Source organism: Acidianus sp. HS-5 (assembly GCF_021655615.1).
In the GTDB taxonomy this organism is placed as follows: domain Archaea; phylum Thermoproteota; class Thermoprotei_A; order Sulfolobales; family Sulfolobaceae; genus Acidianus.
The window spans coordinates 1-15,297 of the sequence record NZ_AP025245.1; the positions used below are offsets into that span (position 1 = coordinate 1).

A 15,297-nucleotide genomic window follows, 5' to 3' on the forward strand; every position below is an offset into this window, starting at 1 on the left:
AAAGTGGTAATATTTTCTCTCATTATAGAAACAAAGCTAATAAAGAAAACAGGATTGTCTATATATTAAAAAGAAAAAGATTTTATAGTACTAAGTAAATATATCCTTCTTGTATTCTTTTTATTATCTCCTTTAAAGATGCTGGTACGTAAATTACTCCCGGTGCTAATTCCTCTTTAGTTATATTCCTAGCCTCCATTGATGTTCCGCAAGCAACAACTTTAACTTTCTCGTTCTTCAATAGTGGAGCAATCCTATTCCTCTGGGTAACTGCTGCAATTCCGCCGTTCAAGTATACTACTTCAACTTCCTCAGCCTCAGGCATTTCAGATAGGTGAGTTGCTGCAGTTATTGACATTGGTATCTTTTCCTCAGAATCGACTGAAAGGACTATTTTCATTTTCCCACTGATAGTAAAATCTCGTATGACATTTTTAAATCTACTCTGAAAAAATCAAATTGAATTCTTTTCTTAACATTAACAGAAAAGGGATATTAATAAGGGGAAATATTTTAGTATAGTTATTTTTCTTCCTTTCTATATAAAAGAAACTCTTATTAGCAACAACACTCGTGCATATGTTTTACATCGAATCATTAAGAAGAGTCGCCTTAGATTTTTTAGGAGTGGAGAGAATAAACAGTTATGGAGGAAAAGCTAACTTCTCCCAAAATTGATAGGAAAGCTTACGTTAGAGCCAGAATTATTGAAACATTAGATGATATAGACGTAGCAACAAACATGTGGATTGCAGGGAGGAGTAGGAATTCCGCAGGTAAAATATTTAGTGCAGTTAAGGCATTATTATCAGCATTAGTAACTAAAAATCTTGATAAATTATCAAATGAGTGGTACGTGAAAAGAGGCTACAATGCACCTACTCACTCATTGAAAGGAATTTCAATCGACTTGTCCAAGCTAGGTTATGCGCAAGTTGAGAACATAGCTGATAAAGCTTTCCTTCTGCATGATTATCAATATAATGGTTTTGACCCAGACTTTCCTAAGTATAAAAAGAAGGAGGAAGTTTTGCATGATATTCTAATAGTGAGCAATTTCATTTTAAACAATATAAAGGAATGGTTTAAGGATGAATGGGATAGCGATCTAGATAAGATATACGAAATCACACTATCTGAAGTGAAGAAGTTAAAGTAATGTAACATCTTTTTTAACAATGTCGAGTTGAAAATTATTGAGGGACATAGGGGTTTCGTTATTTGTTCTAATAGGGGATGCGAGTTCTATCCTATCTCGTTAGATTTAATATCTTCTTTTCATCTTTGCATGATATGAAGGTTGTAAAATATTACGTTGATGTTAAAGTTGAATTGAAAGAGGGCAAAAATGCAGATATTGAGAAGGTTAAGTTAGAAGGTTTGCTCAAGAGGTTTACAAAGAAAAAAGAGGACAAAGAGGAACCTAAGCTTACGGTTAATGATCATACTATAGAGCTTTCCGGAATAAGGTTCAGGGAGCGTATAGGTTTTAGGAATTTTGTTGATGAATTAGCTGAGAAGTATGAGGCTAAGTGTACTCCTTTGAATGAGGCTAACGGTAAGATAACTGTGCAGTGTGAGAGTGATAAAGCTAAAATATCTTTTGAGGCTAATGTTACGAGGTTTAAGAGACCTAAGAAGGAAGGAGAAGAAAAAGAAGGAGAGAGTAAGAAAGAGGAAGAAGCTAAGACTTCAGGAAGTTCTCAGTAACTGAGAGCAAGTAAGGATAGTTTAATTCTTCCTTTGTAGTTTTTATTTTCACGCTCTCCTCATATTCCCTTATTTTTGGTATTGTAGCTACGGTTTCTTCATTAATCTTTATTGAAGTTTCCGTGAAGTACTTTACGCAATTTAGGTACTCTCCTATATTTCCTTCTCCCTTAATTTCGTTCCTCAATAGTATTGTAGATATTCCTTTTGATTTTGCTGTGTTTGAAACTCCTACGTCCTTGGTTACTAAAACAAGCTTTTCTGGTAATTCGCTTTTTAATCTTTTGCTCTCTTCTATCAACGGCATGTCTCCGAACCTATTATTTTCTTCCGTTAGTGGAGGTGTGTGGGACTTTCTGTAGCTTTCCATCCCCATGTAAAAACGGTATAATTTTTCGTCCTTTTGTGTACTGTTAGTGTGGTACTGTAATTCGTTATAAATCGATCTCGATGCTAATAGCCTGTATCCGTATTCTTTAGAGTACGTCAAGTACTTTAGCCTAGGTCCTATATAGATATAAGAGTTAGTGTCAGCTATAAAGAACGATCCCGTTTCTTTCTTTATTTCCTCTTCCTCCTTAAATCTTAGAAAACCAGATCTGAGTAAGCATAATTCTTCATTATCGTCAGTAGGCTTGGTTATTTCTTCTGGAGTGGATTCCCTAAAAGAGTTCTCTATAGTTACTTTTCCAAGGAGGCTGTAAATATTTATTAATGCAGGGGTTGCTATAACAGATAGTTTGTTCTCTTTTGGGAGTCCTTTAGCTGTTTTAGGTGGGTCAAAGTTTATTTCTTCTCCGTCTCTCATGTTGTATACTTTTACTTCGTTGAATGGAATGTAACCGAAGATTCTGTAGCCTTCTCTTTCCTCAGCTATGTATACATAACGTACATTCTTAGCTTTGGAATAAGCTATTACTGAATAAGCCATGTATTTTCTGCCAGGAGTTATGTCTGCAACGTCCAAGTTTATGCTCTGCAACTTATTCCTCCATGATTTTAGACCTCTGCCTAATTCTACTTCTTCGATTTCAGCATCTATACCGAGGATTTTTATGACGTCTTTTAATCCTCCATAATCTCTTTTTGATTTTTCCTCAGATAATATTACAATTTTCTCCACGTCTCTTAATCCCGTGAAAATTTCAGTTAACACTGCATTAGTAGTTGTAACTAGCTTGTCTGAGCCTAATACACCGAGAATCATAGAATAAAATATGATGGAAATTAAATAAGTAATCTTGAAAGACTTTTTATACTCAGAGAGAAGGAGAAAAAGTAATGTGTCTAGGTTTAATACTTGACATAATCTTCTTCATCATAGATATAATTATACCTATTTGGAATTCATATAACAGCGGTAAGATCTCTGCATATAGGAAGGGATTAGGGAAACTGCTTTACACTTTAGGCGGATTTTTGCCTATGAGTTATGTTCTAAGCTTAATTATAGCTATAGTCCTAGGAATTTTAGGCTATATTTCAGTCTCTACCGCGGTTTTCATACTTTCCTTTTCAGACTTAGTTTTTGGCTTAGAAATTATTGTGTGGGGAGTTATTGCTACTTATTTGAGTGCTATGAGTACTGCAAGAGGTGGAGGTTGGAAGGCAGGGATAGTAACAGCTTATAACGCTTTTGCTACAATATTTGATGCATGGGCTTACATCTCCTCTTTCTTCTCAAATTTGAGAGATGCCAGGAAAGCCATAGATTCTAGCGACTTCTCAGTAATTGATGTTATAATAATATTTGTAGCAGCGTTGGGAGTAGGCTTTCTAATTACTTATTCTGCATATAAGGAGGGATTGAAGTCTACAAGGACTAGGCACTTCTACTATTGAGTTCTTCTTCTAAGAGATCTAATCCTACCTTATCTAGGCTTTTTAGCCAATCTATGAATTTTTTAACGTTTTCTCCTTCAAATACTGAACCGTGTTGTGGAGCTATTATTTTAATGTCGAGTCCTTGTATTTGATTTAACCATAGTTCTATTGCTTTCCTGTTTGCCATGTATTTTTTGTGGAATCCTTCCATGTATTTTTTATGTTCTTCGAAGTCGTCAACTATTATATACCATTTACCTGCAGGAAAGACTGCTGCTCCTAAGTCTCCTGAGAAGTAAACTTTTGTTATTGGGTCATAAAGGTGGAAGTTTCCTACAGAGTGAAGGAAGTGTGCTGGAATTATTTTCAGTTCATCTCCGTTAAGGTTTATTTCCATACCTTGGATTGGTATTCTTATTACGTTTATTTTAATATCTACTCCTACGTGCGGGAGGAATCTGTCCCATAAGTCTGAGATTAATATTTTTGCATTTGGGCAATAGCTTAACCATAGGGAAAGTCCAGAGACTATGTCAGGATCTTCGTGTGATAGGAAGATGTATTCTATATCTTCTGGCTTAATGAACTTTTGCATGGTGTCGTAAACTCTCTCGAAGACTAGTGGTCCTCCGGGATCCATTAATATTCCTTTATCTTTTACAGTGAGGAGGTATTGGTTTGTTAATATTCCTTTATCCATTTCAGCTTCATCTATTGATAGCCAAACGAATTTGTTCCCTTTTTCTTCTGCTAATACGAGGGGTTCGATCATTTAAATCACCATGCTTGTTTTTAATAGATTTGCGTAAACCGAAACGTGAAATGTACCTTTAAGTTTTAGCAATTCTTGTTCAGTAAAGGATTCTTTATCACTAGTTTTTATGTATACCCCTTTTAATTCTCCGTTAGCAAAGAGTAATCTAAAGGTGCTTTCCTCGTTGAATCCTGAGATATAAATTACGGGATATTGTGCGAATTTATGTAATAAGTCTTCAACGAAAGGAGTTATGTCTATCTTTCCCGTGTCCAGAGTTCCAGTGTATATTAGTTTAGAAGTTGAAACTAGTTTTGCGACGAAAGATAATGAGGATAACCTTGATGATAATGTATTATTTCTTGTGGGTGAGACTGTCTTTTGTTCAAGGTATTTTTTCTTTAAATTCCTTAACGTTTCCTCCAGTAATTTGCCCATTTGTTTCTCGAATTTTCCGGAATAGGAAATCGATAATGTTATACATTTTTTACTCTTATTAAAGGTAATAAGTAAATTCGCAAAGGAGAAATCGTTCTTGAATTTATGTTCAACGTATCCTCCTCCTGCAAGGCTAGTAATTTCATATTCTAGGATTTTGCTAAAGAAGAGCAAAGACTTTACTCTAACTTTTATTGTGTTCTCTGAGAAACCTACTAAACTTGGTATGCAGTCTATTAAATTCTTTTTATCGTAAAACCAAAGTTTTTCTTCTTCAGGGTTCTCTGTTTCAATTTCTTCAGCCAACTTTATAACCATCTTATATAAAGAGATCTTTTGTCTTCTATTTAAGCTAGTATGGAGTTTGGATTTAAACCGTTTACTTTTCTTTTCTAAATTATGTATAAGGTTTAATGCTATTTTTTACCAAACAAATTAAATGTACATTTTTACAAAAAAAGTGTAAATTTTCCTTGTTCTATATATTATCAGTAAATATGTAAGGCTTTAGGATGTAAGGCTGTTTTAATATAAATGCTTGTACCCTGTCGGTGAAGGCTATTTTTGTGAATAGTTCTTCCTTTGTTTCCTTGTTAATCTCCTTAACAATTTCATCTCCTAATAATGTTAAAGCTTTCTTTTCATCTTCACTTTTAATCTCTTTTTCGATTTCCTTAAAGGTGACCTTCTCTATTTTATTTTCACTTTCTAGTTCGTTAACTATGCTCAGTAGCCATTCTGATGGATATTTTGCTATTTTTCCTGATCTGAATACTTCGTACCATGACCTTATTATTTCATTAACTTGTCTAGGAGATAAAGTGTTACCTAATTTTTTGCCTATGTAAATTTGTGAGATTCCTTTATACGTTAATTCTTCAGAAGTTATTGTGCCTATTTTTATTCCTAACCAGAACGCGTAGAATTGGTCTCCCATGTAAGCGAACGCGTAAATCATAGTTTTTAATTACTGAGTCTAAGTAATAAGTTCTTAATTATCTCCTTTGCATCGATAGAATTTTTTAGTAATCTATATTTACTCGTTATACATGATTGTTAAATTCTTAGTATTAGCTTTAGTATTGATTTCTCTCTCTTCATCAATAGTTTCAATTAAGGTTGGTAATTCTCCTTCCTTCGTTTTGTGTAATTCTGGTTATATTTATGTTACAAATTATAATTCTAGTACTGTAAGTGTTATAAATCCTAGTAATAATGATGTTGTTTCTACTATAAGCGTTGGTGCAAAGCCTATAGATATGATTAACGTAGGTAAGAAGATTTACGTGTCTTTAACGGGGTGTAATAAGATTGATGTGATAGAGGATGGTAAAGTAATTAATACAATTAATTTGCCTTCTATTCCTTACTATATGGCTTACGACTGCAAGGACAATGAAGTTTTCGTATTGGAGCCAGGAATTGAATCAATAGCGATAATAGAAAATTGTACTGTGGTAAGAACTATGAATTTAGGATATTCTCCGTACGCAATAGCTTTTGATCCTAAGGATTGCCTCTTATATATAGGCAGTTGCAGTAATGTTTATGTCTATAATACAAATTTAAAGTTAAATAAGACCTGCAATGTAGGAGGCGAAATTGCTTATATTAACTTCTGTAGGAGAAATATTTTCATAACTAGTTGGAAAACTAACGAGCTTATAATAATTAATTCCCATGGTACTTTTCGTTTTAGTGCAGGAATAGATCCTTATGACGCGATTTATGTTGGTGAGTATATTTATGTTAGTGATATAGGTAGTGGATCTATCTTAGTTCTGACCACTAGCGGAAAGGTAGTTGATAATATCTCAGTTGGAGGGAGGCCATCGATCATGATGTATAAGGATGGATATATTTATATAGTTAATAGTCTTTCCAATACTGTTTTTGTAATATCTCAAGTAACTCCTCCATCACGTTATTGTCTGTATTATTTAATAGCCGGTGGAATAGCAGTCATAGCTATAGTAGGATATTTTATACTTAAAAGGGAAATTAAATAATTTTTATTTTTTATTAATCACAATCATTATTGATGATACTATTAGTGTTGATCCTAATATTTCGAAAAGTGTAGGTATTTGGTTAAACGTAAAAATTGCTAAGATTGTTGCAACTACAGGCTCCAGTAAGCCTATAGTTTCTATATATTGCGGTTTAACCTTATTTGAGGAATAAATGACGCTAGTGTGACCTATTAACGTCGGAATGAAGATTAAACCCAATAAGGAAAGCATTGCTGTTAAGTCTACTTTTCCTATCCCTTGGTATATCATGAAAGGTAGTGAGAAAAATGAAGATGATATATAAATGCTCGAAGTTAATACTAGGGGATTTTCATCGTTTTTGCTCAGTAATGTAGTATAAAGCGAAATAAGGAACGCTGAGATTAAGGACATAGTATTACCGTATAAATAACCTGGTTGTAAAGGGTAATTCATTATCAAAACTCCAGAAAAACCTATTGCAGTTATTATTGCGTCAATTCTTTCAGCCTTAAATTTGCTTAAAGGCGATAGAAGTATTGCAAAAAACGGTGAAGTGGAAACTAGTACAGTTGCGTCAATTACTGTAGTGTTGTAAACTCCTAGGATAAAGGTTATCATGTGGAGTGATAATAATAGTCCGAAAGGTGAATATTTTAATACCTTTCTAAGGTCTATTTTACCTAGAGATAGAATTAGTCCAGCTACGAGAAACCTGAAGAATGCTATAGATCCTGGAGTTAATCCTGTAAATTTTATGAATATTGCTGCGGTGCCAAAGGATATTCCGCCTACTATTAAGATTGCGTAATTCTTATTCACGTTTGCTTATTTCTTGGATTTCTTAATTTAATTTATGGATCCTAAGGATAAGGTTATATCGTCTGAGGTGAAAAGTAAGATAGTTTTTGTTATGAAGAAAGAAGGAGGAAAGTTATCTTTTAAGGATATTAAGGACCTTGTTGGAGTTTCTACTGATACTTTAAAATTGCATTTAGCAGACTTAATTGCTGACGGAGTAATTAGGAAGTGTAAAGGGAAATACGTTCTTACTGATATTGGAGAAGAGATAGGTGAATTATTGTTGAAAAGGAACTATTAGCCTATCTTTTCTTAAACCTAGTAAATTTTCAGCTAATCTGTTAAGCGTAGGTTCTGGTAGTGTTTCTATTTCTTCATAGAATAATTTTCCGTTAAAAGGAACAAGGACTGACCTAAATTTTTGAACTTTTCTTAATATTTCGTTTTGCTCACACGGAAAAGGTGAAACCTTATTTACTATTAGAAAATCCTCGTCTATAATGTAATTTAGACTGATTTCTAAGCTTTGTTGATCTGTAATAAATAGTTTCCATTTCATTTTACCGTTTTTTATGGGAATATCCACATTATCTAATATCATAATTTCAGGGTTATCGCTTTTACTAATTTCATTTTCAGAATAAAATGATACTCTCCTTTTTTCTTTCTTCGTAAAGTAGTAAAAAAGATATTTTGATATTATTGTTTTTCCTGAACCTCCTTTAACTCCATGAACTCTAATAATCATAACATTCAGCCGGATATCCTGAAGATCTGATTTTTAATTTTAATAAAATAGTATAAATGTCTTTCCTATTTAAAGGGAGGAAGACAGCTCCCAAAGGTCTACAAAATAGGAACTTCTTCTCAGCTATTGCTTTACCCTTTTCGATGTTTGCTTTGAAAACTAATAAATCCGTTAGCCATTTATTAGGCCTTGCGAGATATTCTTCATCTCCTTTTAGTTTGCCAACTACGTAACCTTCAATGTAATCTCCATTCAGTTTATTAAATATTACTGCACTTTTCCTATTTGTTAAATATCCTAGAATTCCAGTTCTCTCATCAGTTATTGGAAAATCTTTTCCAAGGACAAACTCGTCAGAGTAGAATTCTACTCCTGCAGTTTTCCACGTTAGTCCTTTTGTATTAGCCTTCTTTATAGGAAGCTTAAGTGGATCATGCCTTATAAGTCCAGGTTCGTATGAAGGCGGGAAACCATTAACCGATACTATCATTTGTTGTTCTCTTAAAAACCCTGCAATTTCAAGTGTATCGAATATATAATTATCATCCGGAATTAAATTTATTTTCTTTAACTCATGAAAATATTTCACAATAGAAAAGGAATCAGTATCTATTAGTACACTATCTCCATCTTTTAATTTATACCCTTTTAGTAAATCTCTAGCATAGATGAGCTCCACATTATATTATTTGATTATGATCAAATAAATCTTTTTCGTTTTTTATTTGATGAAAAATAAATTGATAAAAAACCTCTATTTTCTATAATTAGGGCCTATAATTTGTCCGTGGTAGATTTCTTCATTAGGCGAGATTAATGCCCCAAGCTTTCTTTCTCTTCCTCTAGTAGGACTAGCTGGATAGCTTACTGTTATCACTGAAGCTCCTATCTTTGCTTCTCTTCCTAGTATAGTGTAAGTTAAATAGCTTTTAGATCCTACTTCGGCTTTAGGCTCTACTAGTGAGTGAGAGACTTCGCAATATGCTCCTATCTTTGCCTCATTTTCTATTGATGTATAATCTCTTATTAGAGAATAATTTCCTACATATGCTCCTTTTCCTATATATGCTGGGCCTTTAATAACGGAATAGTCGTCAATTATGGCGTTATCTTCAATTATTACTCTCTTTCCTATTACTGCAGTCTTTGAAATTTCGGCTTTTTCAGAAATTATTGAAGTGTTAAAATCCGACAATAAAACTTCTATTGCGTTTATAAGATCTTCTGGGTAGCCAACGTCTATCCATTTTCCAGACCATATGAAGTACCTTGAGGATGAGGAGATCTTTTTAAAGTATTCTAAAATATCAGTAAAATCTCCTCTAGGTATTATGTAAGCGCCTGCTAATGCAAGTGTTGTTTCGTCATTAACTATTTCGATTCTATTATCCACTATCCTAACTAAACCGTAAGTTTGCATCCCTTCTGAAACTGGAACTATGGAGAAAACTGCCCTTGAATTTCCCGTTATGTACGAATTCATTAAATTCATATAAAATTCTGGATCGGCAATTATATCTCCGAAGGCTAGTAGGAATTCGTCGTCTGGAATTTTGTCCATACCGTCAAGTACTGCTCCAGTTATCCCAGGTCTCTTCTGTCTTACAGTTTCGAAAGGAATGTCCACATTTATTGCGTCTTGAATTTGTTTTTCGCGTTCGTTAGTGACTATAACAGCCTCCTCTATTCCTGCTTTCTTTAAACCGTATAAAACATGGGAAATTACTGCCTTGCCTAAGATTGTTATTGTTTCCTTTTGTTCCTTCTCGGTATAAGGTCTTAATCCTTCTCCTTTTCCTGCTGCTAAAACTACTGCCTTCATCCTACTGTCACCGTTTTTGCTAGATTCCTAGGCTTATCTGGATCGTTTCCTCTCTTTACTGCTGAATAGTAAGCTATTAACTGTATTATAGGAGTAACTGCAAAAGAAGATAGTCTCTCATCTTCCACAGTAAGGAGGATTTCTTTATCTGTATTTAGTCTCTCGTTTACGCTTATGGAATACGTCTTTGCCTTTCTTGCCTTCATCTCTTGAACATTATTCTGTAACTCTCCTACAAGTTCTCCAAGATTTATGAAGACTACTGGGAAATCTTTTTCTACCAATGCTATAGGTCCATGTTTGCTCTCTCCTGCTGCGTAAGCCTCGGCATGTAAGTAAGCTATTTCCTTTATTTTTAATGCCCCTTCCATAGCAAAGGGCAGCGAAAGTCCTCTTCCCAAATAGTATGCATTAGTTTTCATTGCTAGCTCTTCTCCTATTAGTTTTGCTTCTCCTTCGAAATTCAGACTTTTCCTTATGATGTCCTTTGCTTTATTTAAGTAAGTATAGTCGTCTCCTTTAATTAAGGAGTAAATGAGCTGGAGTGCGGCTATTTGTGAAGTGAAAGTTTTTGTTGCCGCGACTCCTATTTCTGGTCCTGCTCTGGTGTAAAGCTTAATGTCGCTCTGTCTGGCTATTGCGCTCTCAATTACGTTTGTTAGTGAAATTATCTTAGATCCATTAGTTTTGTACTCTTTTAATGCCATCATTACATCGTAAGTTTCTCCGCTTTGGCTTATTGCTATTATCGCGTCGTCTTGATTTGTTTTTACGTTATAATATTCTGAAGCTATTATGGGCACTGCGTTAAATCCTTCTCTTTGTAGAAGCAATGAGAAGTATAATCCTGCGTGATAGCTTGTTCCTGCCGCTATTACTATTATTCTTTTAGACTCCTCAAGGATTTTTACCGTATTTTTAACGTCTTCTATATCAGATATTAAACCAGAAATTGTGTCATCAACAGCTCTAGGACTTTCGTGTATTTCCTTAAGCATGTAATGAGAGTAACCTTCTTTTGATGCAGCAGAAGCGTCCCAGGTTATTATTTTTATTCTATCCGATATGTCTACTTTTTTACCTCCATTCTCTATATAGATCTCGTTTGGGGTTACGTAACCGACATCTCCGTCTATTAGGATTAGCACTTTGTTAGTATAAGGTAAAAAGCTGGGTATATCGCTGGATACGAAATTCATTTTATCTCCTAAACCTATAATAAGCGGATTGTCCTTTTTTGCAAAGAATATCTTATTTTCTCCTTTGATAATAGCAAGAACTGCGTAACTGCCTTGAATTGAGTTAATTGCAGATTTAAAAGCGGAGAAGGAGTCCATTCCTCTCTTTTTGAATTCTTCAATTAAGTGCGGTATAACTTCTGTGTCAGTTTCACTCTTAAATTTATGACCTAAAGCTTCTAGATCTTCTCTGAGTTCTCTGAAATTCTTTATTGTTCCGTTATGAATTACTGCTACTGAATTAGTACAGTCTGTGTGGGGATGAGCATTTACATCGTTAGGCTCTCCGTGTGTAGCCCATCTAGTGTGCCCTAGGAAAACTCTACCTGTCATTGATAGGACGTTTAGCTTTTTTACTACATCGTTGATTCTTCCTTTAGCTTTCCTTACTTCTAACTCATTATCTTCCATTGAAGCTATTCCTACGCTATCATAACCTCTATATTCTAACCTTTCCAAACACTGCACGGTTATTGCAGCAAGCTTCTTTTCCTCCTCATTTTTTGAGATTACTCCAATTATTCCGCACACTAGTAAAGTCTTAATTTACTAGCTTATTTCCTTTATCATTACACCTTCCTGGCTAATACTAGAGTTAATTATTTTTGCGCCAATAGTTGATAGCAAAACCTTTGCCTTCTCATCTTCTAAACAGATTGATGAACCTCCTCCACCTCCGCCGCTTATTTTACATCCTTTTAAGCCCAAAACCTTTGCTGTTGAAACTAAATTATCTATTGGTGGTAAGGTAACTCCTAATGACATTAATAGCCCATGATTTACATACATCAATTCTCCTAACTCTTCCTCATCTCCTTTTTCTATAGCGGTTTTTGCTTTATTAACTACTTTACCTATTGATGAGATTATATCGCTGAATAAATCGGGATTTTTTTCCTTCAAGCTTTTTACTCTTCTTAAAATCTCGGTAGTTGTAGCTATCCTCCTAATATATCCTGAGATTATCCTAATTTTCCCGTTTATTCTCTCATATCCTCCTCCTTTAGGGAAGTATATTAATCCTCCTAAGGATGTAGTATAAGTATCCATCCTACTTCCTAAACCTTGCACTGTAAGCTCTATTTTGTGGGAGATCTTAGATATTTCTTCTCTGGTAAACTCTAAACCTAAGTATCTTGAGTATCCTCCCACTATTCCAACTATTACTGCAGCACTTGTTCCTAAACCTACTGAAGGATCTACGGGTGATTCAATTTCTATTAATGCGTTTTTTCTTTTAGCCCCATATTCTTTTTCAAAGAAATTTATAGTCGACAGTGCATAGGATAGGACTTTTGATGTTTCCTCACTTTCTAATTTCATTTCTTCTAAATCTACTTTTATTCCCTTAATTGACAGTGAGTTTGATTTTAATATCATTTTATGATATGGCATAATTTTTATCTTCATCTTCTCACTTATTGCCATTGCAATTGCGGGCTCTCCATAAACTACTGCATGCTCTCCGAAGAGAGTTAGCTTTAGAGGAACTTCAACCTCAATCAAACATTTTCACCGGAATATTTTGCTTCAACATAAGGGGGTCTTCGTCTTTTATCATTGAGTACAACTCATCTATTGTAAGACTTATCTGTTCATCGGTTTTCCTTATTCTTACAGTAAGTGTTGTTGTTTTAATTTCTCTTTCTCCTACAATAGCTACGTAAGGTATCCAGTCCATTCCTGACCTCCTTATCTTATTTCCAAGTCCGTCATCCTTATTGTCTATCTCAACTCTAATACCTTTGGACAAGAGCTGGTTCGCGAATTCCTCTGCTTTTTCAAGGAATTCCTTCTTTACTGGCAGTAATCTAACGTGAACTGGAGAAAACCATAAAGGCAAATAAGGAGTGTTCATAGATTTTGCTTGAAGGAGGATATAGTAAATTAAATTGCCTACCCAGATGGTCGTCTTTCCTTCTTTTGTTTCCCAAATTTTTAATGAATTCTTGGAATCTTTATACTCTTTTGGAAAACCTAGCTGTTTTTCACCTAGGAAAGTAACTTCTATTTTTGGATCTTCATTAATACAAGGTAGAACTCTGCCGGAAGGTTTTATGTATTTGATTATCATTGTTCCTTCTCTTTTTTCTCTTATTTCTTCATTAGATATTATAATACTTGAGGGAGATAATTCTCTCTTTAAATATTCTATAGTTGCAATCTTCATGAAAGATGCTTTAGGCGAAGAGGGGAATCCGAATTTGTTACATACTTCCAATTCCTCACTTTTGGAGAATTCTTCACTATTTGTTATTCTTCTAGACAGTTCGCTCAAAGGATGTCCATAACAGTTTATGCTGAAAGCTTTATACCATCCGAAAGGTGCTCTGTAAGTTTCTATTCCGCTTTCTTTTAATTCCTTTTCAATTTCTTTAAGGGAAGAAATTGCAACATCTGGAGATGATAAGTTGTTTGATAAGTGAGCATAAGGGTAAATAACTACACATGATGCTTTAACTTTTGAAAAAATGTCCTTAATGTTTTCTACTGCTTTTCTTTTAATTTCCTTATCATCACCTTTTTCTACTGTAGTAAAAACTACCAACACATTATCTTTTTTTAGTGAAGGTAAGTAGTCCTCTTCTGCGCTTTCAACAGCTTTTTCTTTAACTTCGTAAGAAAAATTTGATGCATGAATGAATAGTTGAATCATAGCTGTATTTCTTGTCCATTTTCGGGGGCTATAACTTCTACTCCTAATTCTTGTTTTACGTGGTCTGCAAAGTATTGTGCACTATCAGCAGAGGAGTGAACTATTATAACCTTCTCAAGCTTATTTGAGGATTTAAGTATTTGCATTAGTTGGTCCCTACCAGCATGGCTGGAGAAGTCAAATAATTGTAACCTAGCTTTTAACATTGGAGAATCCTCGTCAAACTTTCCTAACTCCAAAAGTTTTCTTCCTGGAGTGTTATCAGCTTGGTAACTTACTAAGAATATAGCATTTTTAGGGTTGTCAGCAATTTTCTTAAAATAATAAACTGCTGGGCCTCCTTTTAACATTCCTGCACTGGCGACTATTACGCCGTTACTCTTATACGCTTTCTTCCTATCTTGTAAGCCGTTAACATAATGGAATTCATTATATGCCTTCTTTAATGCTTCGTAATTATTAATGTAACCAGGATTATTAATCATGATTTCCATTATTGTTTTAACCATTCCGTCATAATAAACAGGATATTGAATGTTCTTTTCTGCTAATATTGATAAGATCTCTTGACTTCTGGATAAGCTGAATGCGGGAACTAGTACTGTTCCCCCTTCTTCTAAAACCTCAATAATTGAGTTATAAAATTCATCTTCAACGCTTTGTCTTTGGTGATGGTTAAATTTACCGTACGTTGCTTCCGTAACTATTACTCTTGAATCCTTCATTACTTCAAGGTCTGCAGGTTTCATTAGCTTTGTATTAGTTATGTTTATATCTCCAGTGTATGTTATATCTCCTTTATCCGTTTTTACTACAGTTACTGCACTGCCTGGTATGTGCCCTGCACTTGATGTTTTTATTCTGAAAGATCCTATTTCAAACTCTTCATTATATTTTATTGTTTTGAAATTATCCAAGGTCTTTTTTACTTCAACCCATTCGTAAGGTACCCTGGGTCCTGAAATCTTTAAAAAGTCCTTCAAGATAAGCTCTCCTATTTCCTTTGTTATTGAAGTTCCGTAAATTAGTTTGCTTCCAGAAATTTGATAGATAGGCAAAGCGCCTACGTGGTCTAAATGTGCGTGAGATACTATGAATGCTTTAACTTTTGAAGGCATTTCCTGCAAAGGAAAGTTCGGTGTATCGTCAGGATTAAAGTTAACTCCGTAATCTAGAACTACACTTCCTTCAGGCCCTGCAACTTCTATTGCAGATCTGCCTACTTCCTGTCCTCCACCTAATATTTTCAGATGATAACTCATTTGGTAAACATTGTTAACCGCAAATAATAAGTTTGCCCTATATAATATTAAAT

At 34.3% G+C, this 15,297-nt stretch carries 18 protein-coding genes; 5 read left to right on the forward strand and 13 right to left on the reverse strand.

The window, feature by feature from the left end; genetic code table 11:
- Window positions 1-82: 82 nt before the first annotated feature.
- Window positions 83-400 carry a DsrE family protein gene (locus HS5_RS00005; protein WP_236752042.1) on the reverse strand — a complete coding sequence of 106 codons (318 nt, stop codon included), beginning with the start codon at window positions 398-400 and terminating at the stop codon, window positions 83-85.
- 246 nt (window positions 401-646) lie between these two features.
- Between HS5_RS00005 and HS5_RS00010 the strand changes: the two genes are divergently transcribed.
- Both HS5_RS00010 and HS5_RS00015 read left to right on the forward strand, forming a co-directional pair.
- Window positions 647-1,159 carry a PaREP1 family protein gene (locus HS5_RS00010; RefSeq protein WP_236752043.1) on the forward strand — a complete coding sequence of 171 codons (513 nt, stop codon included), beginning with the start codon at window positions 647-649 and terminating at the stop codon, window positions 1,157-1,159.
- Between the two features lie 134 nt (window positions 1,160-1,293).
- A complete protein-coding gene (locus tag HS5_RS00015) occupies window positions 1,294-1,710 on the forward strand; it encodes a hypothetical protein (RefSeq protein WP_236752044.1) in 417 nt (138 codons plus the stop codon).
- On the opposite strand, the gene HS5_RS00020 is transcribed toward HS5_RS00015, so the two are convergent.
- A complete protein-coding gene (locus tag HS5_RS00020; RefSeq protein ID WP_236752045.1) occupies window positions 1,685-2,917 on the reverse strand; it encodes a PIN domain-containing protein in 1,233 nt (410 codons plus the stop codon). The genes HS5_RS00015 and HS5_RS00020 overlap by 26 nt on opposite strands.
- A gap of 74 nt (window positions 2,918-2,991) precedes the next feature.
- Here HS5_RS00020 and HS5_RS00025 point away from each other — a divergent pair, with 74 nt between their 5' ends.
- Window positions 2,992-3,552: a hypothetical protein gene (locus tag HS5_RS00025; protein ID WP_236752046.1), complete on the forward strand. Its 561-nt coding sequence runs from the start codon at window positions 2,992-2,994 to the stop codon at window positions 3,550-3,552.
- Here HS5_RS00025 and HS5_RS00030 read toward each other — a convergent pair.
- The 3 genes from HS5_RS00030 to HS5_RS00040 all read right to left on the reverse strand — a co-directional run bounded on the left by HS5_RS00030 (window position 3,533) and on the right by HS5_RS00040 (window position 5,684).
- Entirely contained in the window at window positions 3,533-4,306 is a 774-nt protein-coding gene (locus HS5_RS00030) for an MBL fold metallo-hydrolase (RefSeq protein ID WP_236752047.1), read from the reverse strand. The two genes, HS5_RS00025 and HS5_RS00030, sit on opposite strands and share 20 nt — an antisense overlap.
- Window positions 4,307-5,032: a hypothetical protein gene (locus HS5_RS00035; RefSeq protein ID WP_236752048.1), complete on the reverse strand. Its 726-nt coding sequence runs from the start codon at window positions 5,030-5,032 to the stop codon at window positions 4,307-4,309.
- Window positions 5,033-5,204: 172 nt separating this feature from the next.
- Window positions 5,205-5,684 (reverse strand): hypothetical protein, encoded by a 480-nt coding sequence (locus HS5_RS00040; RefSeq protein ID WP_236752049.1) that lies wholly within the window; start codon window positions 5,682-5,684, stop codon window positions 5,205-5,207.
- Window positions 5,685-5,775: 91 nt separating this feature from the next.
- Here HS5_RS00040 and HS5_RS00045 point away from each other — a divergent pair, with 91 nt between their 5' ends.
- The gene (locus HS5_RS00045; protein ID WP_236752050.1) at window positions 5,776-6,735 is read left to right on the forward strand and encodes a YncE family protein; all 960 of its coding nucleotides are present in this window, start codon (window positions 5,776-5,778) and stop codon (window positions 6,733-6,735) included.
- A 3-nt stretch (window positions 6,736-6,738) separates the two neighbouring features.
- Here HS5_RS00045 and HS5_RS00050 read toward each other — a convergent pair whose 3' ends face one another.
- A complete protein-coding gene (locus HS5_RS00050) occupies window positions 6,739-7,539 on the reverse strand; it encodes a DMT family transporter (RefSeq protein WP_236752051.1) in 801 nt (266 codons plus the stop codon).
- A gap of 34 nt (window positions 7,540-7,573) precedes the next feature.
- Here HS5_RS00050 and HS5_RS00055 point away from each other — a divergent pair, with 34 nt between their 5' ends.
- A complete protein-coding gene (locus HS5_RS00055; protein ID WP_236752052.1) occupies window positions 7,574-7,819 on the forward strand; it encodes a hypothetical protein in 246 nt (81 codons plus the stop codon).
- Here the strand turns inward: HS5_RS00055 and HS5_RS00060 are convergent.
- The 7 genes from HS5_RS00060 to HS5_RS00090 all read right to left on the reverse strand — a co-directional run bounded on the left by HS5_RS00060 (window position 7,796) and on the right by HS5_RS00090 (window position 15,244).
- A complete protein-coding gene (locus HS5_RS00060; RefSeq protein WP_236752053.1) occupies window positions 7,796-8,266 on the reverse strand; it encodes a hypothetical protein in 471 nt (156 codons plus the stop codon). The two genes, HS5_RS00055 and HS5_RS00060, sit on opposite strands and share 24 nt — an antisense overlap.
- On the reverse strand, window positions 8,256-8,945 hold the full coding sequence (locus HS5_RS00065) for a hypothetical protein (RefSeq protein WP_236752054.1): 690 nt from the start codon (window positions 8,943-8,945) through the stop codon (window positions 8,256-8,258). The genes HS5_RS00060 and HS5_RS00065 overlap by 11 nt, the downstream gene beginning before the upstream one ends.
- 75 nt (window positions 8,946-9,020) lie before the next feature.
- On the reverse strand, window positions 9,021-10,088 hold the full coding sequence (locus HS5_RS00070; protein WP_236752055.1) for an NDP-sugar synthase: 1,068 nt from the start codon (window positions 10,086-10,088) through the stop codon (window positions 9,021-9,023).
- Complete coding sequence (glmS, locus tag HS5_RS00075; RefSeq protein WP_236752056.1) at window positions 10,085-11,857, reverse strand: glutamine--fructose-6-phosphate transaminase (isomerizing); 1,773 nt, start codon at window positions 11,855-11,857, stop codon at window positions 10,085-10,087. Before glmS ends, HS5_RS00070 begins: the two co-directional genes overlap by 4 nt.
- Before the next feature lie 18 nt (window positions 11,858-11,875).
- On the reverse strand, window positions 11,876-12,832 hold the full coding sequence (mvk, locus tag HS5_RS00080) for a mevalonate kinase (protein WP_236752057.1): 957 nt from the start codon (window positions 12,830-12,832) through the stop codon (window positions 11,876-11,878).
- Window positions 12,825-13,982 carry a threonyl-tRNA synthetase editing domain-containing protein gene (locus tag HS5_RS00085; RefSeq protein ID WP_236752058.1) on the reverse strand — a complete coding sequence of 386 codons (1,158 nt, stop codon included), beginning with the start codon at window positions 13,980-13,982 and terminating at the stop codon, window positions 12,825-12,827. Before HS5_RS00085 ends, mvk begins: the two co-directional genes overlap by 8 nt.
- Complete coding sequence (locus HS5_RS00090) at window positions 13,979-15,244, reverse strand: MBL fold metallo-hydrolase (RefSeq protein ID WP_236752059.1); 1,266 nt, start codon at window positions 15,242-15,244, stop codon at window positions 13,979-13,981. Before HS5_RS00090 ends, HS5_RS00085 begins: the two co-directional genes overlap by 4 nt.
- Window positions 15,245-15,297: the final 53 nt, after the last annotated feature.